This is a genomic window from Helicobacter pylori (assembly GCF_900120335.1).
Lineage (GTDB): Bacteria > Campylobacterota > Campylobacteria > Campylobacterales > Helicobacteraceae > Helicobacter > Helicobacter pylori_BU.
Genome location: NZ_LT635477.1, coordinates 1,501,401 through 1,525,492, shown reverse-complemented (window position 1 = coordinate 1,525,492; position 24,092 = coordinate 1,501,401). Strand labels below are relative to the sequence as shown.

Annotated in this window: 21 protein-coding genes, 3 tRNA genes and 2 pseudogenes; 17 read left to right on the top strand and 9 right to left on the bottom strand. The window is 38.7% G+C overall.

Going from position 1 to position 24,092, the window contains the following annotated elements; all coding sequences use genetic code 11:
- The first annotated feature begins 42 nt into the window (after positions 1 to 42).
- The 4 genes and pseudogenes from CS889_RS07540 (at position 43) to pseC (ending at position 3,363) form a co-directional block, all read left to right on the top strand.
- Positions 43 to 1,005, top strand: a complete 963-nt coding sequence (locus tag CS889_RS07540) for an SAM-dependent methyltransferase (RefSeq protein WP_089087295.1) — start codon at positions 43 to 45, stop codon at positions 1,003 to 1,005.
- Positions 1,005 to 1,538, top strand: a pseudogene (locus CS889_RS08570) (restriction endonuclease). Before CS889_RS07540 ends, CS889_RS08570 begins: the two are co-directional and overlap by 1 nt.
- Positions 1,539 to 1,630: 92 nt before the next feature.
- A complete protein-coding gene (locus CS889_RS07530; protein WP_078244912.1) occupies positions 1,631 to 2,230 on the top strand; it encodes a Laminin subunit alpha-2 precursor in 600 nt (199 codons plus the stop codon).
- A complete protein-coding gene (gene pseC, locus CS889_RS07525) occupies positions 2,227 to 3,363 on the top strand; it encodes a UDP-4-amino-4,6-dideoxy-N-acetyl-beta-L-altrosamine transaminase (RefSeq protein WP_089087294.1) in 1,137 nt (378 codons plus the stop codon). Before CS889_RS07530 ends, pseC begins: the two co-directional genes overlap by 4 nt.
- A 108-nt stretch (positions 3,364 to 3,471) precedes the next feature.
- On the opposite strand, the gene CS889_RS07520 is transcribed toward pseC, so the two are convergent.
- Positions 3,472 to 3,556: transfer RNA gene (locus CS889_RS07520), tRNA-Leu, on the bottom strand.
- 193 nt (positions 3,557 to 3,749) lie between these two features.
- Between CS889_RS07520 and CS889_RS07515 the strand changes: the two genes are divergently transcribed.
- Genes CS889_RS07515 through truA form a run of 4 tightly spaced genes read left to right on the top strand, consistent with a single transcriptional unit; the run spans position 3,750 to position 7,202 of the window.
- Positions 3,750 to 4,775 carry a ribonucleotide-diphosphate reductase subunit beta gene (locus CS889_RS07515; protein ID WP_000453998.1) on the top strand — a complete coding sequence of 342 codons (1,026 nt, stop codon included), beginning with the start codon at positions 3,750 to 3,752 and terminating at the stop codon, positions 4,773 to 4,775.
- A gap of 9 nt (positions 4,776 to 4,784) precedes the next feature.
- Positions 4,785 to 5,414 (top strand): protein-L-isoaspartate O-methyltransferase, encoded by a 630-nt coding sequence (pcm, locus tag CS889_RS07510; protein WP_001084556.1) that lies wholly within the window; start codon positions 4,785 to 4,787, stop codon positions 5,412 to 5,414.
- A gap of 21 nt (positions 5,415 to 5,435) precedes the next feature.
- Positions 5,436 to 6,473: an LptF/LptG family permease gene (locus CS889_RS07505; RefSeq protein ID WP_089087293.1), complete on the top strand. Its 1,038-nt coding sequence runs from the start codon at positions 5,436 to 5,438 to the stop codon at positions 6,471 to 6,473.
- Positions 6,474 to 7,202: a tRNA pseudouridine(38-40) synthase TruA gene (gene truA, locus CS889_RS07500; protein ID WP_089087292.1), complete on the top strand. Its 729-nt coding sequence runs from the start codon at positions 6,474 to 6,476 to the stop codon at positions 7,200 to 7,202.
- Here the strand turns inward: truA and galE are convergent.
- Complete coding sequence (gene galE, locus CS889_RS07495) at positions 7,196 to 8,230, bottom strand: UDP-glucose 4-epimerase GalE (RefSeq protein ID WP_089087291.1); 1,035 nt, start codon at positions 8,228 to 8,230, stop codon at positions 7,196 to 7,198. The genes truA and galE overlap by 7 nt on opposite strands.
- 114 nt (positions 8,231 to 8,344) lie before the next feature.
- On the opposite strand from galE, the gene CS889_RS07490 reads away from it, so the two are divergent.
- Together CS889_RS07490 and CS889_RS07485 are read left to right on the top strand one after the other, a co-directional pair.
- Positions 8,345 to 8,421: transfer RNA gene (locus CS889_RS07490), tRNA-Ile, on the top strand.
- 17 nt (positions 8,422 to 8,438) lie between these two features.
- A tRNA-Ala gene (locus CS889_RS07485) sits at positions 8,439 to 8,514 on the top strand.
- A 169-nt stretch (positions 8,515 to 8,683) separates the two neighbouring features.
- Here CS889_RS07485 and CS889_RS07480 read toward each other — a convergent pair.
- Complete coding sequence (locus CS889_RS07480; protein ID WP_231899379.1) at positions 8,684 to 8,887, bottom strand: DUF3519 domain-containing protein; 204 nt, start codon at positions 8,885 to 8,887, stop codon at positions 8,684 to 8,686.
- Positions 8,888 to 9,141: 254 nt separating this feature from the next.
- Here CS889_RS07480 and CS889_RS07475 point away from each other — a divergent pair, with 254 nt between their 5' ends.
- Together CS889_RS07475 and CS889_RS07470 are read left to right on the top strand one after the other, a co-directional pair.
- On the top strand, positions 9,142 to 10,677 hold the full coding sequence (locus tag CS889_RS07475; RefSeq protein ID WP_089087290.1) for a hypothetical protein: 1,536 nt from the start codon (positions 9,142 to 9,144) through the stop codon (positions 10,675 to 10,677).
- A gap of 17 nt (positions 10,678 to 10,694) precedes the next feature.
- Complete coding sequence (locus tag CS889_RS07470; protein ID WP_089087289.1) at positions 10,695 to 11,447, top strand: SDR family oxidoreductase; 753 nt, start codon at positions 10,695 to 10,697, stop codon at positions 11,445 to 11,447.
- 315 nt (positions 11,448 to 11,762) lie between these two features.
- Here the strand turns inward: CS889_RS07470 and CS889_RS07465 are convergent.
- The 4 genes and pseudogenes from CS889_RS07465 to edd all read right to left on the bottom strand — a co-directional run bounded on the left by CS889_RS07465 (position 11,763) and on the right by edd (position 15,837).
- A pseudogene (locus tag CS889_RS07465) lies at positions 11,763 to 12,303 on the bottom strand (tetratricopeptide repeat protein).
- A 128-nt stretch (positions 12,304 to 12,431) separates the two neighbouring features.
- Positions 12,432 to 13,304 (bottom strand): Sel1-like repeat protein HcpC, encoded by an 873-nt coding sequence (gene hcpC, locus CS889_RS07460; RefSeq protein ID WP_089087287.1) that lies wholly within the window; start codon positions 13,302 to 13,304, stop codon positions 12,432 to 12,434.
- 69 nt (positions 13,305 to 13,373) lie between these two features.
- Positions 13,374 to 14,000 (bottom strand): bifunctional 4-hydroxy-2-oxoglutarate aldolase/2-dehydro-3-deoxy-phosphogluconate aldolase, encoded by a 627-nt coding sequence (locus CS889_RS07455; protein WP_089087286.1) that lies wholly within the window; start codon positions 13,998 to 14,000, stop codon positions 13,374 to 13,376.
- A 10-nt stretch (positions 14,001 to 14,010) separates the two neighbouring features.
- Complete coding sequence (edd, locus tag CS889_RS07450; RefSeq protein WP_089087285.1) at positions 14,011 to 15,837, bottom strand: phosphogluconate dehydratase; 1,827 nt, start codon at positions 15,835 to 15,837, stop codon at positions 14,011 to 14,013.
- A gap of 65 nt (positions 15,838 to 15,902) precedes the next feature.
- Here edd and CS889_RS07445 point away from each other — a divergent pair, with 65 nt between their 5' ends.
- From CS889_RS07445 to CS889_RS07430, 4 genes are all read left to right on the top strand, one after another.
- Positions 15,903 to 17,180 carry a glucose-6-phosphate dehydrogenase gene (locus tag CS889_RS07445; protein ID WP_089087284.1) on the top strand — a complete coding sequence of 426 codons (1,278 nt, stop codon included), beginning with the start codon at positions 15,903 to 15,905 and terminating at the stop codon, positions 17,178 to 17,180.
- Positions 17,181 to 17,189: 9 nt separating this feature from the next.
- The gene (gene pgl, locus CS889_RS07440) at positions 17,190 to 17,873 is read left to right on the top strand and encodes a 6-phosphogluconolactonase (RefSeq protein ID WP_089087283.1); all 684 of its coding nucleotides are present in this window, start codon (positions 17,190 to 17,192) and stop codon (positions 17,871 to 17,873) included.
- A complete protein-coding gene (locus CS889_RS07435) occupies positions 17,860 to 18,870 on the top strand; it encodes a glucokinase (protein WP_001126928.1) in 1,011 nt (336 codons plus the stop codon). The genes pgl and CS889_RS07435 overlap by 14 nt, the downstream gene beginning before the upstream one ends.
- 169 nt (positions 18,871 to 19,039) lie before the next feature.
- Positions 19,040 to 20,092, top strand: a complete 1,053-nt coding sequence (locus CS889_RS07430) for an NAD(P)-dependent alcohol dehydrogenase (protein ID WP_077645091.1) — start codon at positions 19,040 to 19,042, stop codon at positions 20,090 to 20,092.
- Positions 20,093 to 20,104: 12 nt separating this feature from the next.
- Here the strand turns inward: CS889_RS07430 and CS889_RS07425 are convergent, their stop codons facing one another.
- Both CS889_RS07425 and CS889_RS07420 read right to left on the bottom strand, forming a co-directional pair.
- A complete protein-coding gene (locus CS889_RS07425) occupies positions 20,105 to 21,271 on the bottom strand; it encodes a glycosyltransferase (RefSeq protein WP_089087282.1) in 1,167 nt (388 codons plus the stop codon).
- Positions 21,272 to 21,403: 132 nt separating this feature from the next.
- Complete coding sequence (locus tag CS889_RS07420; protein ID WP_089087281.1) at positions 21,404 to 22,600, bottom strand: glycosyltransferase family 8 protein; 1,197 nt, start codon at positions 22,598 to 22,600, stop codon at positions 21,404 to 21,406.
- 183 nt (positions 22,601 to 22,783) lie between these two features.
- Between CS889_RS07420 and CS889_RS07415 the strand changes: the two genes are divergently transcribed.
- Entirely contained in the window at positions 22,784 to 24,091 is a 1,308-nt protein-coding gene (locus CS889_RS07415; protein WP_089087280.1) for a hypothetical protein, read from the top strand.
- Position 24,092 lies beyond the last annotated feature (1 nt).

The following is a 24,092-nucleotide window of genomic DNA, read 5'->3' as shown; positions in this document are numbered from 1 at the left end:
AAGTCAGCATTAAGTTTTATAATTTTGTAGTAAAATTTTTTCATGCAAACCCTGTTTAAAGAAATTACCTCTAAACGCTATGTCAATGGCAATGAGATGAAAGAAAATTCTAGCAATGTTCTAGATCAGTATTTCACTAAACCTAGTGTGGCTTTAAAATGCTTCCAAAAAGCTTGTGAAGTTATTAAAAAATACGAAAATCCAGATGACTTTATTTTTTTAGAGCCAAGCGCAGGCGATGGGGTGTTTTATGACTTATTCCCTAAAAATAGACGCATCGGTATAGATATTGAACCTAAAAGAGATGGTTTCATTCAATGCGATTTTTTAAATTATAAATTGCCCACACATCAAAAAGTGATTTGCTTGGGCAACCCTCCTTTTGGGCATCGTGGGGTTATGGCGTTAGAATTTATCAACCATGCTAGAAATTGTGATTTTGTGTGTTTTATCCTACCCATGTTCTTTGAAAGTCAAGGAAAAGGCTCTATTAAGTATCGTGTGAAAGGTTTAAATCTGCTTTATAGCGAACGCTTAGAAAAAAATGCGTTTATAGATTTTAAAAATAAAGAAGTGGATGTGCATTGCGTGTTTCAAATTTGGAGTAAAAAGTATCAAAATAAAAAAAATGAATTTTCTTGGTATAAGAATCGCCATAAAGAACCCTTTGGCGAATATATCAAGGTTTTCACGGTTTCATTGGCTAAAAACAGAGAATGCGGTAAAGAGTGGATTTTTAATCAAAAAGCGTCTTTTTACATTTCATCAACTTTTTATAAAAGCACACAAATTGTAGAGAACTTTGAAGAAGTTAAGTATCAATCTGGTATTGCTGTGGTATTCACCAGTGCTGACAAGGTTTTAAACGCTAAATTAAAAAAACTATTCAAAGAAATTGATTGGACAAAATACGCAAGTTTAGCGACTAATTCTTGCTATCATTTAGGAAAAAGCCATATTTTTCAAGCCCTACATGATCATTTGGATAGTTTAAAGGATAATTGATGGATTTGGAACAAACTTTTTTAAAAATTATTGAAAAAAAACATAAAGAATTGAATTTAGGGCAAGATTACAACGCTATTTTTTCAAAAATTAGAGATTTTGAAGCCAACGCTATAGGGCAGATTGGCGAAGAGTTTTAACGCTATAGATGAAGTGATCAATGATGGCATTATTCATGATGAATACGATATTATGACAAAAAGCGGTGTGTCTTTTGAGGTCAAAACAGCGCAAAAAGCAGAACCAACAACACTTTTCAATTCAATGGTATAAACCCACGATACAACTATGATTTTTTGATTTGCTTAGGAGTGTGCGAAGACCAATTGCTTTATAGAATTTTTAAAAAAGATGAAATCCATTACATTCATAAAGAAAGAAAATATTGTATGAAACAAAATGAGTTTAAAAAGCAATTGGTGCCAATCAATCCTGATAATCAAGTCAATGATAAGCTCACCCTCAATCTTAAAGAACTGAAAGAAATTGCAAACCTCATCAAAGAGTTAGAGAGGATTTTAGAGTTAGATTAATATTTTTAGATAGAATTGAGTGGATCAAAATATTTTAGGAATAGAGTTTGCTTGTCTTATCTTTAAGAAAATCAAACGAAATGGAGGATAGGATGTCTAAGATTTCAAATCATTATAACCCGCCTTTAACGATGAGGGATTACCATAGTCAAAGGGTTAGTCCGCACGCAAGAAAAGAAGAAAATAAGGAAATTCAAAATCTTTCAGAGAATGATGAAAAGATCAAATTAGCCAAACAAGCCAAGCAGGATAACCTAGCCATAGGGGATTTAGAAAGCCGTCTTAAAAGCTTAAAAGGCATGGATAAAGACGCTAAAGAATTGGTAGGGATTTCTAAATCTTACGCTCATAACAATGAAAAAGATCGAAGCGATTTTGAGCGTTTTAAAAGCCGTTTGGATAAAGCGATTGATTCTTTCAACCAAAAATCAGGCAACGATAGTTTGAAACTCCCTAGCAATATTGATATTGATGACACGAAGGCTTTGGAAAAATTTTCAAAATCATTAGAAAGTGAAAAAGAAAGCATTCAAAACTCTTTGCACCAGTGGAAAAAACAGCTCGCTGAAACGAATCATTTGAACAAGGAATACAACACCTTAGATAAAACAAGATTGAACGCTCAAAAATTCCAAGATGTCCATGACACAAGCAAGATCACCCCATCTCGCTTGCAAGACTTGCTCGCTTGAAAAAGTTTGCTTATAGCGAGCCTTGTTTAGACGAAGAAGATAAAAAGGCTGTTTTAGAAGTTTTAAATTCCAAACAACTCACGCAGGGCAAATATTCTCTCTTATTTGAAGAAGCTTTATGCGAGTTTTTGGGCGTTAAGCATGCGTTAGTGTTTAATAGCGCGACTTCAGCCCTTTTAACGCTCTATAGGAATTTTAGCGATTTTAACGCTGATCGTAATGAAATAATCACCACCCCTATAAGCTTTGTAGCGACGGCTAACATGCTCTTAGAAAGCGGTTATAAACCCGTATTTGCCGAAGTTAAAAACGATGGCAATATAGATGAATTGGCCCTAGAAAAGCTTATTACTAAAAAAACCAAAGCCATGGTGAGCGTGGATTATGCCGGTAAAAGCGTGGAAATAGAAAGCATTCAAAGGCTTTGCAAAAAGCATTCTTTGAGTTTTCTTTCTGACAGCTCGCATGCTCTAGGGAGCGAGTATCAAAACAAAAAAGTAGGAGGTTTTGCGTTAGCGAGCGTGTTCAGTTTCCATGCCATTAAGCCTATCACCACGGCTGAAGGGGGAGCGGTCGTTACTAACGATAGCGAATTGCATGAAAAAATGAAATCGTTTCGCTCTCATGGCATGCTCAAAAAAGATTTTTTTGAAGGCGAAGTCAAAAGCATAGGGCATAACTTCCGCTTGAATGAAATCCAAAGCGCTTTGGGTTTGAGCCAACTTAAAAAAGCCCCCTTTTTAATGCAAAAAAGAGAAGAAATCGCTCTAACCTATGATGAGATTTTTAAAGATAACCCTTATTTCACCCCCCTACACCCCTTGTTAAAACACCAAAGCTCTAACCACCTTTATCCTATTTTAATGTGCCAAAAATTTTTTACATGCAAAAAACTCATTTTAGAAAGTTTGCACAAACTTGGCATTTTAGTTCAAGTGCATTACAAGCCCATTTACCAGTACCAATTGTATCAACAGCTCTTCAACACAGCCCCATTAAAAAGCGCAGAGGATTTTTATAACGCTGAAATTTCCTTGCCTTGTCATGCGAATTTAGATTTAGAGAGCGTGAAAAGCATCGCTCATGGCGTTTTAAAAACTTTTGAGGGTTTTAATAGAATGGGTTTCATTTAGGGCTTCAAATCTTAGTCATTCCTCTAAAATTTTATTCACCGCATGCCTTTTAATCAAACTGAGTTAGATTGTTTTGTTTAATCTTTTGCTTCCCATTCGTTGATGAAATGGTGCGGAAGAAAGGAATCGAACCTTCATGCCTTGCGGCGCTAGATCCTAAGTCTAGTGCGTCTACCAATTTCGCCACTTCCGCACACCGCACGCCATCGCATGCATAAGAGTAAAAAATAAAGAAGCAGTATTTTAGCTGTTTAATCCTTTAAAAATACTGAAAAATTGAAGTTTTTTAAAATTTGGAGTTTTTTCTGGCTTTAGGGAGTTTTAAATTCTTTTAAGGTATTCTAACGAGACTATATCAGATAGTTTTAAGGAAAACAAGGAACAGAATGGAAGTTTCACGCAAAAAGATTTATAACCCTAATTCTACAGAAAGTGTGAATGAAAGAAAGATTTTTGGGGGCAATCCTACAAGCATGTTTGATTTGAATAAGATCAAGTATCAATGGGCGGATCATTTGTGGAAAACGATGCTCGCTAACACCTGGTTTGCTGAAGAAGTGAGCATGAACGATGACAAAAGGGATTATTTGAAATTGAGCGCAGAAGAAAAGATCGGCTATGACAGAGCCTTAGCGCAACTCATTTTCATGGATAGCTTGCAAGCCAATAATTTGATTGACAATATCAATCCCTTTATCACCAGTCCTGAGATCAATTTGTGTTTGGTACGTCAAGCTTATGAAGAAGCCCTACACAGCCATGCGTATGCGGTGATGGTAGAAAGCATTAGCGCCAATACTGAAGAAATTTATGACATGTGGCGTAACGATATGCAATTAAAAAGCAAGAACGATTATATCGCACAGGTGTATATGGAATTAGCCAAAAACCCCACAGAAGAAAACATTCTCAAAGCGCTTTTTGCTAACCAAATTTTAGAGGGAATTTATTTTTATAGCGGGTTTAGTTATTTTTACACTCTGGCTAGGAGCGGTAAAATGCTAGGCTCAGCGCAAATGATTCGTTTTATCCAAAGAGATGAGGTAACGCATTTGATTTTATTCCAAAACATGATCAACGCTTTAAGGAATGAAAGAGCGGATCTATTCACGCCGCAATTGATTAATGAAGTCATAGAGATGTTTAAAAAAGCGGTAGAAATTGAAGCCTCATGGGGGGATTATATCACGCAAGGCAAGATTTTAGGGCTAACTTCAAGCTTGATTGAGCAATACATTCAGTTTTTGGCGGATAGCCGTTTGAGTAAGGTGGGTATCGCTAAAGTTTATGGCGTCCAACACCCTATTAAATGGGTAGAGAGCTTTTCAAGCTTCAATGAGCAACGCTCCAATTTCTTTGAAGCTAGGGTGAGCAATTACGCCAAAGGGAGCGTGAGTTTTGATGATTTTTAAGGGGCTTGTTTGAATAGTATCAAAAACCATTTGATGTGTGAAGAAATCCATAAGCGTTTCAATTTACACCCCAAAGTGAGAAAAGCTATGGAGAGCATTGAAAGGGAGGTTTTTGTGCCAGCCCCCTTCAAGCATTTTGCCTACACTTTAAACGCGCTTTCTATGCAAGCACAACAATACATTTCTTCGCCCCTAACCGTGGCCAAAATGACGCAATATTTAGAAATCGATCATGTGGACAGCGTGCTAGAAATTGGCTGCGGGAGCGGCTATCAAGCGGCGGTGCTGTCTCAAATTTTCAGGCGCGTTTTCAGCATTGAAAGGATTGAAAGCCTGTATATAGAAGCGCGTTTGCGCCTTAAAACTCTCGGTTTAGACAACGTTCATGTCAAATTCGCTGATGGGAATAAGGGCTGGGAGCGATACGCCCCCTATGATAGGATTTTATTCTCTGCTTGCGCTAAAAATATCCCCCAAGCGCTTATTGATCAGCTTGAAGAAGGCGGGATATTAGTTGCGCCCATTCAAGAAAACAACGAGCAAGTGATCAAACGATTTGTGAAACAAAATAACGCCTTGCGCGTCCAAAAAGTGTTAGAAAAATGCTTGTTTGTGCCTGTTGTAGATGGGGTGCAATAAAGAGTGAAAAAAGATTAAAGCATGGTTAAACACTATCTTTTCATGGCGGTTTCGCAGGTCTTTTTCTCCTTCTTTTTAGTGCTGTTTTTTATCTCTTCCATTGTGCTATTAATCAGTATTGCAAGCGTAACGCTCGTGATTAAAGTGAGCTTTTTGGATCTGGTGCAACTCTTTTTGTATTCCTTGCCAGGAACCATTTTTTTTATTTTGCCGATCACTTTTTTTGCGGCTTGCGCTTTAGGGCTTTCAAGACTTAGCTATGACCATGAATTGTTGGTGTTTTTCTCTTTAGGGGTTTCGCCTAAAAAAATGACTAAAGCGTTTGTGCCTTTAAGTTTGTTAGTGAGCGCGATTTTATTAGCGTTTTCCCTCATTTTAATCCCCACTTCTAAGAGCGCTTATTACGGGTTTTTGCGTCAAAAAAAGGACAAGATTGACATTAACATCAGAGCGGGTGAATTCGGGCAAAAATTAGGCGATTGGCTCGTGTATGTGGATAAGGCTGAGAACAATTCCTATGATAATTTGGTGCTTTTTTCTAATAAAAGCCTCTCTCAAGAAAGCTTTATTCTAGCTCAAAAAGGCAATATCAACAATCAAAACGGCGTGTTTGAATTGAATTTGTATAACGGGCATGCGTATTTCACTCAAGGCGATAAAATGCGTAAGGTTGATTTTGAAGAATTGCATTTACGCAACAAGCTCAAGTCTTTCAATTCTAATGATGCGGCTTATTTGCAAGGCACGGATTATTTGGGCTATTGGAAAAGGGCTTTTGGTAAAAACGCTAATAAAAATCAAAAACGGCGTTTTTCTCAAGCGATTTTAGTTTCCTTATTCCCTTTAGCGAGCGTGTTTTTAATCCCCTTATTTGGCATCGCCAACCCGCGATTCAAAACGAATTGGAGTTATTTTTATGTCCTTGGAGCGGTTGGGGTTTATTTTTTAATGGTGCATGTGATTTCTACGGATTTGTTTTTGATGACCTTTTTCTTCCCCTTTATTTGGGCGTTTGCCTCTTATTTGTTGTTTAGAAAATTCATTTTAAAGCGTTATTAAATGCGTTGTTTTAAGGCTACTATCGCTTATGATGGGGCGTATTTTCTAGGCTATGCCAAACAGCCTAACAAACTCGGCGTTCAGGATAAAATAGAGAGCGCTTTAAACGTGCTAGGGATTAAAAGCGTTGTGGTTGCGGCTGGGCGCACGGATAAAGGCGTGCATGCAAACAATCAAGTGTTGTCTTTTCACGCTCCAAAACACTGGAATGCCGCTAAATTATTTCATTATCTAGCCCCCAAACTCGCCCCGCATATTGTCTTAAAAAAACTAGAAGAAAAAAACTTCCATGCGCGTTTTGACGCTCAAAAAAGAGCGTATCGTTACCTTTTGACGAAGAATTTAAAAACGCCTTTTTTAGCGCCCTATATCGCTTGTGGGGATTATGGCTCACTAGATTCATTAAACACCGCTTTAAAGCAATTTATAGGTAAGCATGATTTTTCCATGTTTAAAAAAGAAGGCGGCGCTGCAACCAATCCTAATCGCATCATTTTTAACGCTTTGGCTTATAAAACCTTTATCATGGGGCATGAGTGCGTGGTGTTTAAAATCATTGGCGATGCGTTTTTACGCTCCAGCGTGCGTTTGATCATTCAAGCATGCGTTCAATATTCCTTAGAAAAAATCGCACTCGCTGAAATTCAAGCGCAAATCCATAACATTAAAGCCACCATAAGAACGCCCATAATGGCTAATGGCTTGTATTTGCACAGGGTGTATTATTGAAATCTTAAAAGGTGTTCTTCCCAATCTAGAGCGCTTTTGATAATCGTATCTAGGTTGTTATAAAGGGGTTTGAAAGGGGTGTTTTGTAGGATTTTAGAATTATTGGCAATAAGGCTTGCTGGATCGCCCTGTCGTTTGTCTAAAATTTCCACTAAAAAATCCTTATTTGAGATTTCTTTAACCTTTTCTATCACTTCTTTCACGCTATGGCCTTGATTGTAGCCGACATTATAGATCTCGCTCTTATTTTTTTCTAAAAGAGTGTGATAGCTCGCTAAATGCGCGTTAGCCAAATCATCTACATGGATATAATCCCTAATGCAAGTGCCGTCTCTCGTGGGGTAATTAGTGCCAAAAATCCCCATTTTTTTCCTTTTACCCACCGCGCATTCGCATGCGATTTTGATCAAATGCGTGGCGTTGAGCGTGCGCTGTCCTAAAGTGTAGGGGGTGGTATAATCATTGTGCATGCATGCCCCAGCCACATTGAAATAGCGCAAAATAACGCAATTGAAATCCGCTACTTTAGAAGCGTCTAACAAAATCCTTTCGCTCATCATTTTAGACGCTCCATAAGGATTAATGGGGTTTAAGGGGCTTTCTTCATTCAAGCTTGAACCAGACTCGCCATAAACCACGGCCGTGGAAGAAAAAATAAAACGCTTGATTGCATGTTTTAAGCAAAGTTTGACAAGCTCTAAAGTGTTAAGCGTGTTGTTAGTGTAGTATTCTAAAGGCAAGCGCATGGATTCTTCTACTGAGATTTTAGCCCCAAAATGCAAGACAGCTTCAATAGGATCTTTTAGCTGTTGCTTATTCAAAAAGGCGTCTAATTTGTGGGTTTCATTCAAATTCGCTTGAATAAACGCAACCCTATTAGGGTAGTAACGCTCTAACGCTTTGATATGCTCTAAAAAACCGGTGCTTAAGTCATCTATAATAATGATGTTTTCTTTGGTTTTTTCTAAAAACGCCCTTGCGGTATGTGAGCCTATATACCCGCACGCCCCTGTGAATAATAACGCCATAAAACCCCTTTTAAGATGAAAAAATAACAGCTATTATAACATTTTAATCCCATCCATCATTTAAGGATTTCTTAAGAAAATTTAATTTATAATTTCATCTTTATTGACTTTAAAGGGCTTATAGCTCAGGTGGTTAGAGCGCACCCCTGATAAGGGTGAGGTCGGAGGTTCAACTCCTCCTAAGCCCACCATTTCTTTTACAACCTTTGGGGAATTAGCTCAGCTGGGAGAGCGCCTGCTTTGCACGCAGGAGGTCAGCGGTTCGATCCCGCTATTCTCCACCATTGTATTTCTCTTTTTTGATACAACTCTTTTCATCATCGTGTTAATCATGTTTGTTTAGGAAATTCTTGAGCGATTAGATTATCCTTTTTAACACCGCAAGTCTTTTTAATTAAAATTCAAAGATCAAGTTGGATTGAGTTTTTTAGATTTTTGTTTGCCTTGTATATTTTAAAAATCTTGTTCGCTTTGTAGTTGTTCGCTTTGTAATTTCGCAAGCTTTTTGGCGTTGGCTTGCTCTAGGGGGCTTAAATGTGTAGGCTCTTTGGTCAATTCGTTTAAATTTTCTGTTCTTTTTAATAAAACCTCTTGACTTGTTAAATCTTTTTGAGATAGTATCTCTTTAAATAAGAGTGCTAGGTAGTGGCCTAGCATCTCTAAAATCTGTCAAATTCCTACCGCTATAAAAATTCTTGTTTCCGTTACCTAAATCGCCTACTGCTAAGCTTTACGCCACTATTGAGTCTTTCAATAATTTTAAGCGTGTTGTTGGAAAAATTGGGGTTTTGAGCGCTCAATTTTTTATTATCTCAATTCAAACCTTCCGTTAAGGCTTTATAAAAAATATTAGAAACCATGACAAAACAAGCTAATATATTCCATTCAATTTATTTCAAGGACAAACAAACATGAAAAAATTTCTTTATACCCTACTTGCGCTTCTTTTAATCGGCCTTTTAACAACCTATCTTATCCTTTTTACAGAATGGGGGAATAAAATCATCGCTTCGTATATAGAGAAAAAAATCAACCCGAACGAGCGTTATTTGAGCGTTAAAACCTTTAAATTGGGATTCAACTCTTTGGATTTCAAAGCTCAAGCCAACGACGATTCCACGCTCATTCTTAAGGGGGATTTTTCACTTTTAAAGCAAAGCGTAAATTTGGATTACTATATAGATATTAAAAATTTACGCTCTTTCAAGGATTTGATACCCTACCCTTTAAGGGGGGCTATTGTTACTTCTGGGAACATTAAAGGGCATAGAAAAGCCCTTGTGATTCAAGGCGTCTCTAATGCGGCTCAATCCCACACTGCCTATAACGCCCTTTTAGATGATTTCAAACTTTCTCACTTAAGTTTGAACGCAAAAGACGCCAATTTAGAAGATTTGCTTTATTTAATCAATCGCCCCGCTTATGCGAACGCAAAAGTATCCTTACAAGCGGATTTTAACTCTCTAAAGCCCTTAGAAGGGCATTTGACTCTAACAGCTAATGACGCTTTAATCAATAACGCCCTAATCAATCAAATCTTTCATTTAAACCTTAAAGACACGCTTATCTTCAACCTCTCGCACTCAAGCGATTTTAAAGAAAACAAAGCCATCAGCGATACCACCCTAACTAGCCCTTTAGTTAATTTCACAGCCCTAAAAAGCGAATATCTTTTCTCTGTTTTAAAACTCAACGCCCCCTACACTTTAGAAATATCCAACCTAGCCAAACTCCAAAACATGATCAACCACCCCTTAAAAGGGAGCTTGACTTTAAAAGGCGATATAGAGCAAAGCCCCAAACTCTTAAAAGTCAATGGCCATTCAAATTTACTAGACGGCGCGTTGGATTTCACGCTTTTAAATAAAGATTTGAAAGCCCGTTTTTCCAATATTTCCACTTTAAAAGCCCTAGACTTATTCCATTACCCTAAATTTTTCCAATCCATTGCAGACGCTAACTTGGATTATGACCTTATCTCTAAGCAAGGCGTGTTGAAAGCCAATCTCAAAAACGCAAGATTCCTCAAAAATGCATTCAGCGATTTCCTTTATTCCATTTCTCGTTTTGATATTACTAAAGAAATTTATCACGATGCCAATCTGGTAAGCCAAATCAACCAGCAACGCCTGCTCTCTGATTTGAGTTTAAAAAGCCCCAAAACCCAATTGAAAATCCATAACGGCTTGTTGGATTTAAACACCAAACAAATGGACATGCTCATGGATGCGGAAATCTTAAAATTCATTTTTAAAATGAAACTTCAAGGCAACATGCACCAGCCAAAATTTTCCCTCATTTTAAACGAAAAAACCATTCAGCAAAACCTGCAACAAGGCTTGAAAGAAATCTTGAAAAACGACACCCTTAAAAAAGGTTTAGATCATTTATTTAAAGATGATAAGCTCAAAGAAAAGCTTGAAAAAGGGCTTAAGGGGCTTTTTTAAAATTTTAAAGGACAGAAATGGCGCACATTTTAGTTAGCGGGGCGACTTCAGGGTTTGGATTAGAAATCGCTAAAGCGTTTTTACAAAAAAACCATGTGGTTTTTGGCACAGGGAGGCGAAAAGAGAATTTACAAAAATTGCAACTCGCTTACCCTAAGCGTTTCATTCCCTTGTGTTTTGATCTTAAAAACAAGCCTGAAACTAAGCGAGCGATAGAAACGATTTTTTCTATGACGGATCGCATTGACGCTCTAATCAATAACGCCGGCTTAGCGCTAGGCTTGAACAAGGCTTATGAATGCGAGTTAGACGACTGGGAAATCATGATAGACACGAACATCAAGGGGCTGTTGTATCTCACTCGTTTGATCTTGCCCTCTATGATAGAGCATGACCAAGGGACCATCATCAATCTTGGTTCTATCGCTGGCACTTACGCCTATCCTGGAGGGAATGTCTATGGAGCGAGCAAGGCGTTTGTGAAGCAATTTTCTTTAAATTTGCGAGCGGATTTGGCTGGCACTAACATTAGAGTGAGTAATGTTGAACCCGGTTTGTGCGGCGAAACCGAATTCAGCATGGTGCGTTTTAAAGGCGATAAAATCAAAGCCCAATCCGTCTATGAAAACACCCTTTATCTCAAACCACAAGATATTGCTAACATCGTGCTATGGATTTATGAACAACCCTTGCATGTCAATATCAACCGCATAGAAATCATGCCCACAAGCCAAACTTTCGCTCCCCTACCCACCCATAAAAACCCTTAAGGGGTTCAAAAATAAAGGATTTGTTTTGGTTAAATATTGATCTTAAAATCTAAAAAATACTAAAAAGCGTTTTTTAAACAAACCATAAAAGAGTTTGACGCTAGCCAAGCGATAGTTTTTTGAAGCGATTTTATAGGGGCTGTGGGGTTTTTAGTTTGCAGGAGAGAATTATTTCAAAATACCCCCTATCCCCTTTAAAAATGAGTTTTACCATAAAACAAAATTTAAAACGATAAAACAAAAAATAAAACAATAAGAAAGATTGAAATCAGCTAAACGAAAGCCGTTTAGCCTAGCTTTGTTGGGGCTAAACTTTTATTTTAAATGGTTGAGAATATCGCATATCTTTTCATCTCCTAATTTGCAACTCTTTTTAAAGTTTTCTATCGCTTGCTCTTTATCTTTTGCTATGCCTATGCCATCGTATTGCATCAATCCTAAAGCAGAACACCCATCACCATCATTCAATTCGCATGCCTTAGAATAACGAGCGAGAGCCTCTTTAAGATTCTTCGCTACGCCATCGCCACGACGATATATATTCCCCGCATTAAAGCACCCAGAACCATCATTCAATTCGCATGCTTTAAAGTAAAGCTGAGCAGCCTTTTTCAAATCCTTTCCCACTCCATGCCCATTATCATAAAGCACCCCTAAATTAAAACACCCCACACCATCTTTCAACTCGCAAGCTTTTTCAAAATATTTCTTAGCTTGAGTAAAATCTTGCTTACTGTAACTATTTCTACCCAAATCAACAAGCTCTTTAGCATTTGGCTCTGCCATTAACCCCCCCTAAACACAATGCACCCAAACATAAGACCCTAAAAAGGGCTTTTTTGACATTTTTTAGCATGACACTTCTCCTATTCAAAATTTTATTATAGCCAGAAAGATTAGCTTGTGGGGTCTATGCGTTCATCAAAATCTTAAAAAGCATAAAAACCAATCAAACGAAAGCCGTTTGATTAAGCCTTATTCAAACTAAACTTTGATTTTGAGCTGCTTGAGAATATCGCATGCCCCTTTAGCGCCTAATTTACAGCCTTTTTTAAAGTTTTCTATGGCTTGCTTTTCATTCCTTGCTATACCTTCGCCATTGTATTGCATAGCCCCTAAATTGAAACACCCTCCGCCATTTTCCAACTCGCATGCCTTAGAATAACGAGCGAGGGCCTCTTTAAAATTCTTCGCCGCGCCTTCGCCATGATGATACATATTCCCTGCGTTAAAACACCCTGGGCTGTCTTTTAAATCGCAAGCTTTGTCATACGAAGCGAGCGCCTTTTTCAAATCCTTAGGCGTGCCTCTGCCTGCATCATACAAGCTCCCTAATATCGTGCAACCATCGCCATCGTTCAAATCGCACGCTTTAGTGAAATATTCCACCGCTTTTTTAAAATCCCTAGTAACCACTTTGCCATCATGGTAGATCCCCCCTAAGCTCGCGCACCCTTCAGCGTATTTCAAATCGCACGCTTTAGAGTAGTATTGTAAGGCTTTATTGGTGTTTTGGGACACGCCTTGCCCGCTATAATATAAATTCCCTAGCAAATGACACCCATTGCTGTAATTTAAATCGCAAGCTTTAGAGTAAAATGAAGCGGCTTTTTTCAAATTCTTTTCCACCCCTTGCCCTTGATAATAAAGCACCCCTAAATTAAAACACCCGCTATTTTCTTTCAAATCGCAAGCTTTTTCAAAATATTTCTTAGCCTGAGTGAAATCCTGCTCTTTGTAGCTCTTTGCCCCCAAACCGACAAGCTCTTTAGGGTCTTGCTCTGCCATTAGCCCCCCTAAACACAACGCGCCCAAGCACAAAACCCTAAAAAGGGATTTTTTGACATTTTCTAACATGATGTATCTCCTTATTAAAAATTTTATTATAGTGTTATTAAGCAAATACAAAACGCCATGATCTCTTTGTTATCTTAAAGCTAACGCCCGCTTGCAAATTTCTGTGATTTTATCCCACTCTTTGTTTTGAACCAAGTCTTTAGGGGTAAGCCAGCTCCCCCCCACGCACACAACGTTTTCTAAAGCCAAATAAGAACGCATGTTATCCACGCTAACCCCCCCAGTGGGGCAAAATTTCACCCCTTTAAAAGGGCCGTTAAAAGCGTTTAAAAGCTTAACGCCCCCGCAATACTCTGCCGGGAAAAATTTCAAAGCGTTATAACCCAATTCTAAGGCTTGCATGACTTCACTGCTGCTAGAAACCCCAGGTATTAGGGGCATGCCTTTTTTCTTTGCGTGTTCTAAAAGCTTTATCGTAAGACCCGGGCTAATCAAAAACTCTGCCCCCCTATTTTGAGCCTGCTCTAATTGAGTGAGATTGAGTATCGTGCCAGCACCCACGCGCATTTCTGGCACATTCTTAGCGATAAGCTCTATGGCTTCTAAAGCGCAACTGGAGCGCAAAGTTACTTCTATGATTGGAATACCCCCCTCTATCAGGCTTTGCGCTAAAGGCACAGCGTCTTTTATATTTTCAACCACCACCACAGGGACAATGGGGCTGATTTGTAAAACCTCTATTATTTTATCTTGCATTTTATCTCCTTTATATTTTTATGCCAAAACTCATGCCACCCTCTTCAGCGGTATTAACATTCAATCTCAAGCTTGTAAATAATTCCCTACCCAACCCAAAAGTAGGCTTTTCTAAATTTTCTAAGGTTTCTAAAAACAAGGGGTTGATGCCTCTCTTTTCAAAATCCTTTTCAAGCACATTCAAGGCATTATTAGGAGCGTCTAATTCTATCCAATCGCCATCTTTAATCTTAATGATCGCCCCGTTTAACGCCCCCTCAGGGCTTAAATGAATCGCGCTAGGCACTTTCCCGCTCGCCCCGCTCATGCGCCCATCCGTAACGAGCGCGACCTTATAGCCCATATCCTGCAAAGCCCCTAAATTCGTGGTGAGTTTGTGCAATTCTGGCATGCCATTAGATTTAGGCCCTTGGAAAGGCAAGACAGCGACAAAATCCCTTTCTAATTCTTTATTTTTAAAGCGTTCTAAAAACTCGCTTTGGGTTTTAAAAACAATCGCTCTAGCCTTAACTTTCCTATGCTCATCTTTAATGGCTGAGATTTTAATCACGGCCCGCCCTAAATTACCTTTTAAGATTTTAAGCCCCCCATTAGCGGCAAAAGGCTCGCTCACAGGGCGTAAAATATCCGTATTCAGGCTATGATTGATGGCGTCTTTATACGCCAAGTGGTCGTTTTCTAAAAAGGGGGTTTTGGTGTAATTTTGCATGCCTTTTTGCGTTTCTGTATCCATAATGGTATGCGTGTCTTCAAATAAAAGCCCCTCTTTTAACAATTCTTTGATCACAAACGCTAAGCCCCCACAGGCTTCAAAAGCGTTCACATCCGCTGATCCGTTAGGATAGACTTTAGCTAAAAGGGGTATGAGGTTAGAAACTGCGTCAAAATCGTTCCAATTGAGGATCACCCCACAAGATCTAGCGATAGCGATCAAATGCAAAGTGTGGTTAGTAGAACCCCCTGTTGCCATCAAGCCTATAAGAGCGTTAAGAATGCTTTTTTCATCAATGAGTTTGGCTAAAGGCAGGACTTTCCCGCTCGCTAATCTTTTAGCGCTCTCTTCTACTAAAACCTTTCGTAAGGGGTTGTTAGGGTTGATAAAACTAGAATTAGCCACATGCAACCCCATAAATTCCATCATCATTTGATTAGAATTAGCCGTGCCATAAAAAGTGCAAGTGCCCACATCATGATAGCTTTGCATTTCCACTTTTAAAAGCTCTTCTCTGTTGATCTTTCCCATTGCAAAATCCTGGCGCGCTTTGGCTTTTTTATAATTTTCTATCCCGCTCACCATAGGCCCGCTTGGCACAAACACGCTCGCTAAATTCCCAAAGCTTAACGCTCCTATGAGCAAGCCTGGCACGATTTTATCGCACACGCCCAAAAAAAACGCCCCGTCAAAAACATTATGGCTTAACCCTACGGCGGTGCTTAATGCGATCACATCTCTGCTGAACAAGCTCAATTCCATGCCCTCATAACCCTGCGTGATACCATCACACATCGCTGGCACCCCACTAGCGACGCTCGCATAGGCGTTATGCTCTTGCAACTCTTTTTTAATCAGATCAGGGTAATTTTTAAAAGGTTGGTGGGCTGAAAGCATGTCGTTATAAGCGGTGATAATCGCAAAATGCTTTCTTTTATGCGAACCTAAAGGCATTTTTAAATGCTCTGGCATGCTCGCCGTAACATGGGCAATATTCGCGCAACCCAAGCTCTCAATCTTGGGCTGGTTTTTAGGGTTAAAGATATTTTCTAAATAAAGCTCTCTGGTTTTTTTGCTACGCTCTGTAATTTTTTCTTTGATTTGTTCTAAAGAATGCTTAGGCATGAACACCCCTTCAATTAAGATTTAATATATAATAATAACTTAAAAACACTCTAAAAGGGTTATTGATGCTGGATTTTGATTTGGTTCTTTTTGGCGCGACTGGGGATTTAGCCATGCGAAAGCTCTTTGTTTCGCTCTATGAAATTTATATTCATTATGGTTTTAAAAACGATTCTAAGATTATCGCATCGGGGCGTAAGGAGCTGTCTAATGAAGAATTTTTAACGCTCCTTTGTGAAAAGACACAACTGCATTCAAGAGAAAAGGGTGAGGGATTTTTAGCCCATATCAGTTATTTGCGCGTCCGTTTGGATAACCCTAAAGACTTTGAAGAATTGAGTAAAATCGCTACAAACAATAAGCCCTTGATCTTCTACTTTTCTATCTCCCCTAGTTTTTTTGCAACGACCGCTCAAAATTTAGCCCAAAACGCGCTCAATCACGCTAACACTCGTTTGATTTTAGAAAAACCTTTAGGGCATGATTTAAAGACTTGTAAAGAGATTTTTCAAAGCATTAGCGCTTTTTTTAAAGAAGAGCAAATTTTTAGAATCGATCATTATTTAGGGAAAAAGGGCGTTCAAAATATCCTTGAATTGCGCTTAAATAACCCTATCTTAAACATTTTATGGGATCAAATCAGTGCGGTTGAAATCTGCGTGTATGAGACTTTGGGGGTGGAAGAAAGGGGCGAATTTTACGATAAAATCGGGGCTTTAAGGGATATGGTTCAAAACCACCTCTTGCAAGTTTTATCCCTTATCGCTACAGATTTACCCAACGATTTAAAAGACTTAAGGCAAGAAAAAATCAAAGTTTTAAAAACCTTACAACCCCCTAAAGATTTTAAAAAACAGGTTATTCGGGCCCAATATCAAGGCTATAGGAATGAAAATAAGGTCAATAAAGAGAGCCAGACAGAGACTTTTGTCGCTATTAAAGCCTTTTTGGATACGCCTAAATTTAAAGGCGTGCCTTTCTATATTAAGCACGCTAAAAAAATGCCCCACAACCAAGCGAGCGTGAAAATCCATTTTAATGCAGTCAATACGCTGGAATTTTTCCTCTCTCAAGATAAAATCACCCTCACCCTAAAAGATCATCAAAACCCCCTTATTTTAGAAACCCACAACGAACAAGAATTTTTACAGCCCTACGCTAAATTGCTCTATGATGCGATACAAAATAACCACAATAATTTCGCCCACCAGTTGGAATTAGAAGCGTCATGGGTTTTTATTGACACGCTCATAGAGGGTTTTATCAATAACGCCACGCCCTTATATTCCTATGAAAGCCACAATCTCAACGAATCAGAATTTTTAAAACCACTCTATCAATAAAGGGATTTCATGGGCTATCAATTGTTTGAATTTGAAAGTTTAGAAGATTGCCACAAGGCTTTAATAGAGCGTTTTAAAGAATTTTTTAACGCCGCCTTAAAAAAGCATCATCAAGTTTCTGTCGCTTTTTCTGGGGGCCGTTCGCCCATTAGCTTGTTGCAAAAATTGAGCGTTTTAGATCTCAAATGGCATGAGTGTTTAGTCAGCTTGGTAGATGAACGCATTATAGACACAAGCCACAAGGATAGCAACACCAAATTATTGCATGACTACTTGTTGCAAAATAACGCCTTAAAAACTTCTTTCACTCCGCTTTTGCCTGAAAAGATTTCTGGCGATACAAACGAACTTTTAGATTTTGCTAACCAGCATTTCAAACAGCCCCATTTGGCCATTTTGGGCATGGGGACTGACGGGCATACGGCTAGCCTTTTTCCTGAAACGAGCGCTTTTTTAAACGAAGAAAAAGAAAATATCGTTTTGACTAAGCCCGCTAACGCTCCTTATGAACGCTTGAGCATGTCTATCAACGCCTTAGAAAATTGCGAAAAACTTTTCTTGAGTATTAGCGGAGCAGAAAAAAGGGAGGTTTTAGAAAAAGCTTTAAAAGAAAACGCCCCCTATTCTCTGCCGATTGCTCGGATTTTACATTCTAAAAAAGTTACCACGGAGGTGTTTTATGCCAAAAACTGAAACTTACCCAAGACTCTTAGCCGATATTGGCGGCACGAACGCGCGCTTTGGTTTGGAAGTCGCCCCACGACAGATTGAATGCGTTGAAGTCTTGAGGTGCGAAGATTTTGAAAGCTTGAGCGATGCGGTGCGATTTTACCTTTCTAAATGCAAAGAAAGCCTTAAACTGCGCCCTATTTATGGCTCTTTTGCTGTGGCTACGCCCATCATGGGGGATTTTGTCCAAATGACGAACAACCACTGGACTTTTTCTATTGAAACGACACGGCAATGTTTGACTTTACAAAAATTGCTTGTCATCAATGATTTTGTCGCGCAAGCCTATGCCATTAGCGCGATGCAAGAAAACGATCTGGCCCAAATAGGCGGGATTAAGTGTGAAATCAACGCCCCTAAAGCGATTTTAGGGCCTGGAACGGGGCTTGGGGTAAGCACTCTTATCCAAAACAGCGATGGCTCTTTGAAAGTCTTGCCCGGCGAAGGAGGGCATGTGAGCTTTGCCCCTTTTGATGATTTAGAAATTTTAGTGTGGCAATACGCCCGCTCTAAATTCAACCATGTGAGCGCGGAAAGGTTTTTGAGCGGGAGCGGCTTGGTGCTGATTTATGAAGCTTTATCCAAACGAAAAGGCTTAGAAAAAGTGGCGAAATTGAGCAAGGCTGAATTAACCCCACAAATCATTAGCGAACGCGCTTTGAATGGGGATTACCCTATATGCCGATTGACCTTGGACACTTTTTGCTCCATGCTAGGCACGCTCGCTGCTGATGTGGCTCTCACTTTGGGGGCTAGAGGGGGCGTGTATTTGTGTGGGGGGATTATCCCGCGATTCATTGATTATTTTAAAACTTCGCCCTTTAGAGCGCGTTTTGAAACGAAAGGGCGCATGGGGGCGTTTCTCGCTTCCATCCCTGTGCATGTCGTGATGAAAAAAACTCCCGGACTTGATGGGGCGGGCATTGCGTTAGAAAATTATTTACTGCATGATAGAATTTAGCAAATAGTAGCGCTTTAAGATAAAAGCGATTAGCGTAAGGGGTGCGTTTAAGCGCGCCAAGCAACGATACCATATAACCAACAGCTACAAAATTAGTTAAACCTATAGAAACATAAGCAAACCATAAAAACGATACAATAGCGGTATTTTAATGAAACAAGGAGTTTTTATGAGAGTTCCATCTAAAGGTTTTGCTATTTTTTCTAAAGACGGGCATTTCAAGCCCCATGACTTTAGTCGCCATGCTGTAGGCCCTAAAGATGTGCTGATTGACATTCTTTATGCAGGGATTTGCCATAGCGATATTCATAGCGCTTATAGCGAATGGAAAGAAGGCATTTATCCCATGGTTCCTGGGCATGAAATTGCTGGGGTGATCAAGGAAGTGGGTAAGGAAGTTAAGAAATTTAAGGTTGGCGATGTGGTGGGCGTGGGCTGTTTTGTCAATTCATGCAAAACATGTAAGCCCTGTAAAGAACACCAAGAGCAATTTTGCGCCAACCATAAAACGGTGTTCACTTACGATTGTTTGGATTATTTCCATGACAATGAACCCCACATGGGCGGATACTCTAATAATATTGTCGTGGATGAAAACTATGTGATTAGCGTGGATAAAAACGCTCCTTTAGAAAAAGTAGCCCCATTATTGTGTGCAGGCATCACCACTTATTCGCCCTTAAAATTTTCTAAGGTTACTAAAGGCACAAAAGTGGGCGTCGCTGGGTTTGGCGGGCTAGGAAGCATGGCGGTCAAATACGCTGTGGCTATGGGGGCTGAAGTGAGCGTTTTTGCAAGAAACGAACACAAAAAGCAGGACGCTTTAAATATGGGGGTTAAACATTTTTACACGGACCCTAAGCAATGCAAAGAAGAATTGGATTTTATCATTTCAACCATTCCTACCCATTATGATCTAAAAGACTACCTCAAGCTCTTAACTTATAGCGGCGAATTAGCCCTTGTGGGACTCCCTCCTGTAGAAGTCGCTCCAGCACTCAATGTTTTTGAATTTATCCATTTGGGCAATCGCAAGGTTTATGGCTCATTGATTGGGGGCATTAAAGAAACCCAAGAGATGATGGATTTTTCTATCAAACACAATATTTACCCTGAAGTGGATTTGATTTTAGGCAAGGATATTGACACCGCTTATCATAACCTAACCCATGGGAAAGCGAAATTCCGCTATGTGATTGACATGAAAAAATCGTTTGATTAAAGGCTTTTTACTCTAGCTCTTTTTTAAGAGCTTGAGTTGGGTTAGGATTTTTTTGGCTAGTGCATGGAGTTTTAGGATTTTAAGGGTTTTACTAATAAAGCTCTTGAGCGGTATTGAAATGCAGTATTTAAATAGTCTTCGCCTTGCGTTTTGGGGAATCTCATGAATGTGTAAAAAATAATGTTTTAAAAATGTCTTAAGAGCGTCATGGGCAATCTGTTCTTCTGCTTTCCATAAAGGAAAGTAGTAATGATAAGCGGCAATGCTATGGTAGTGGTACCATTTTTCTCCACCTATCTCCCCACCCCCTGTGATCAAATAAGACCAATCGCTCATAAATGGGGTTTTAGCCAAAGCGTTCAGCCATAAATCCGCTTTCAAACCAAAAGGATATGTCCAAGGCTTGATTTGAAAATAAGGATGAGAGTCATATTGTATAACGATAGGTTCTCTTAGGGCTTGTTTAATGGTGTTATGATAAATTGCATTGGCCACGCCCTTTAAATGCTCTTCAGAAAGCCTATAATAGTGTGGGAAAATGCAATACTCTATTTTTAATGGCGCGATCTTTGAACGACAAAATTCTGTCAGTTGCGGTTCTTTATCTATTTTTTGCGCGCGTATGATTTCTAATATTTTTTTACAAAATTGATTTTTTCGCTGGTAAGTTAAGTTGCAATAAAAAAAGCCTTCATACGGGTATATTTTGTCATAAACCCCATAAAAATAATTCTCATCATTTTCTTTAATGCTTAAGAAATCAGCGCTAAATTCATTACAAAAAATAACGTCCACATCGCTCCACACCATTTTAGAATATTTGGGGAATAAATCCGCTAGAAAATATTTCACTAATACCATTTTAGAAAAACGCTTGGTGAAATCCTCATCAAAAGGGTTAGGGATAGTGTCTAAAAAAGGTTCAATATCTTTTACTTCTAAAACAGCAAATTCTTTAAAAGACTCTGTGATTTGGTTAAGTTTTGCTTTATCTTCTTCATTCAAGCCTACCACTAAAGCGTGTAAGGTGTAACGGATTTTTTTATTAGCCTTAGCGATGCTCTCTAACAAGGAATAAATGCATGCACCTGCAGCAATGAGGTAATTCTTATCAAAAGCGAAAGCGATAGGAATATGAAAATCTTGTTCTTTAAAAGAATGGTTTGAAGCTGAAGTCATAAAAAATTAAACACCCTTTTTTAATGGCTATTTTATCCAAAAAAAAAAAACCGAACTTGAAAGGGTTCTGTTTTTGGTTTTTATGCTGTTTTTAAAGCAAATTGATTTAAAAAAGGTTTTAACCCCTTTACTCTAGCCCTTTCTTAAAAGCTTGAGTTGGATTAGGATTTTTTTAACAATCCCATGAAGTCCTAAAATTCTAAGGATCTTACTAACCACCCTTTTAGCTAACGCTTTAGGCATCAAAAACACAAAATAAATAAGCTTATTGAAAAATTTTTTCACTAAACCACAAATTAATGCAAAAATCCTTAAATGGATTTTCCTTTCTTTAAACACAACAAACAGATACGATTTGAAAAACAAATACGGGGTTTTGAAAAGAACTTCTTTTGAAGATTTTACTGAAGAAAAATAATGTTGCTCAGCCATTTTTGTGGTATAAAAGCTCTCATTGGTGTGCATTTTTTTAGTGTAATCGCTCATAAAGGGGGTTTTAGCCAAAGCGTTCAGCCACAAATCCGCTTTCAAACCAAAAGGGTAATCCCAAGGCTTCACCGCCCCCCACCAAGCGTCATAGTGGATAATGATAGGGTTTTCTCGCGCCTCTAAAATGGTTTTCTTGTAATTCTCGTTTAAATACGCGTTAGAAAAATCTTTAATGGTGTAATAATAAGGGAAAACGCAATATTCAATCCCTAAAGCCTTCATGTTAGGCCAACACCATTTCGTGAAATCCAACTCCCCTTTAGCCTCATTCCCCTTTAAAAGATCATGCATTCTTAAGGTGAAATTTTTCTTGCGTTGGTAATCTAAATTGCAAAACAAAAACCCTTCCATCATGTGGTGCTTTTCAACTTCTAAAACCCCATAAAAATAATTCTCATCATCTTCTTTAATGTTTAAGAAATCAGCGCTAAATTCATTGCAAAAGATAACGTCCACATCGCTCCACACCATTTTAGAATATTTGGGGAATAAATCCGCTAGAAAATATTTCACTAATACCATTTTAGAAAAACGCTTAGTAAAATCCTCATCAAAAGGGTTAGGGATAGCGTCTAAAAAAGGTTCAATATCTCTCACTTCTAAAACAGCAAATTCTTTAAAAGGCTCTGCGATTTGATTAAGCTTTGCTCTATCTTCTTCATTCAAGCCTACCACTAGAGCGTGTAAGGTGTAACGGATTTTTTTATTAGCCTTAGCGATGCTTTCTAGCAAGGAATAAAGACACGCGCCCGCAGGAATGAGGTAATTCTTATCAAAAGCGAAAGCGATAGGAATATGAAAATCTTGTTCTTTAAATGAATGGCTTGAAGCTGAAGTCATAAAAAATGAAACACCCTTTTTTAATGGCTATTTTATCCAAAAAAAAAAAAAAAAAAAAAACCGAACTTGAAAGGGTTCTGTTTTTTGGTTTTTATGCTGTTTTTAAAGCAAATTAATTTAAAATTTTATCTTATTTTTGCCACCATTTTTAAAAGGCGTTGATGAAAGGGGCTGTGTTTTAGTTTGACTTCCTTAAAAAAATCTCTTTGCGCGTTGTTATTTTCAGGTTTTTTCATACCACCCTTAATGAAAGCGGCTAGTTTTGTCTATGATTTGAAGTTCATGAGCTTTAATTTCAATCTGGCTTCCCCTCCAAATAACCCCTATTGGAATAGCCTAACCAAAATGCAAGCCCGTCTCATGCCTCAAATTGGCGTCCAATTGGACAAAAGACAGGCCTTGATGTTTGGAGCGTGGTTCATTCAAAATTTGCACACGCATTATAGCTATTTCCCTTATTCGTGGGGGGTTACCATGTATTACCAATACATAGGGAAAAATTTGAGGTTTTTTTTAGGCATTGTGCCGCGAAGCTATCAAATAGGGCATTACCCTTTAAGCGCTTTTAAAAAACTTTTTTGGTTTATAGACCCTACTTTTAGGGGAGGAGCGTTCCAATTCAAACCGGCTTACGATCCTAACCGCTGGTGGAATGGGTGGTTTGAGGGCGTTGTGGATTGGTATGGGGGGCGTAATTGGAACAACCAGCCCAAAAAGAAAAATTACGATTTTAACCAATTCTTGTATTTTGTTTCTTCAGAATTTCAGTTTCTTAAAGGGTATTTAGGTTTGGGGGGGCAGCTTGTCATTTTTCATAACGCCAGCTCTCATAGCATGGGGGATAACTACCCTTACGGTGGGAATTCCTACTTAAAACCAGGCGATGTAACCCCACAATGGCCCAATGGCTACCCCTATTTCAGTCAAAAAAATAACCCACAAGGCGGAGAAATAGGAAAATACTCTAACCCTACCGTTTTAGACAGGGTTTATTACCATGCTTATTTAAAAGCGGATTTTAAAAATCTCATGCCCTATATGGACAATATTTTCATGACCTTTGGCACGCAGTCGTCTCAAACCCATTATTGCGTGCGTTATGCTAGCGAGTGCAAAAACGCTCAATTTTATAACAGCTTTGGGGGGGAATTTTACGCTCAAGCGCAATACAAAGGCTTTGGGATTTTTAACAGATACTATTTTTCCAACAAACCCCAAATGCACTTTTACGCCACTTATGGCCAATCCCTTTATACCGGATTGCCATGGTATAGAGCCCCTAATTTTGACATGATAGGCCTTTATTATCTTTATAAAAACAAATGGATAAGCGTGCGAGCGGATGCGTTTTTTAGCTTTGTGGGTGGGGGCGATGGGTACCATTTGTATGGCAAGGGGGGCAAGTGGTTTGTGATGTATCAGCAATTTTTAACCCTAGCCATAGACACAAGAGAGTTGATTGATTTTGTCAAATCTAAAACCTCTAAATAAC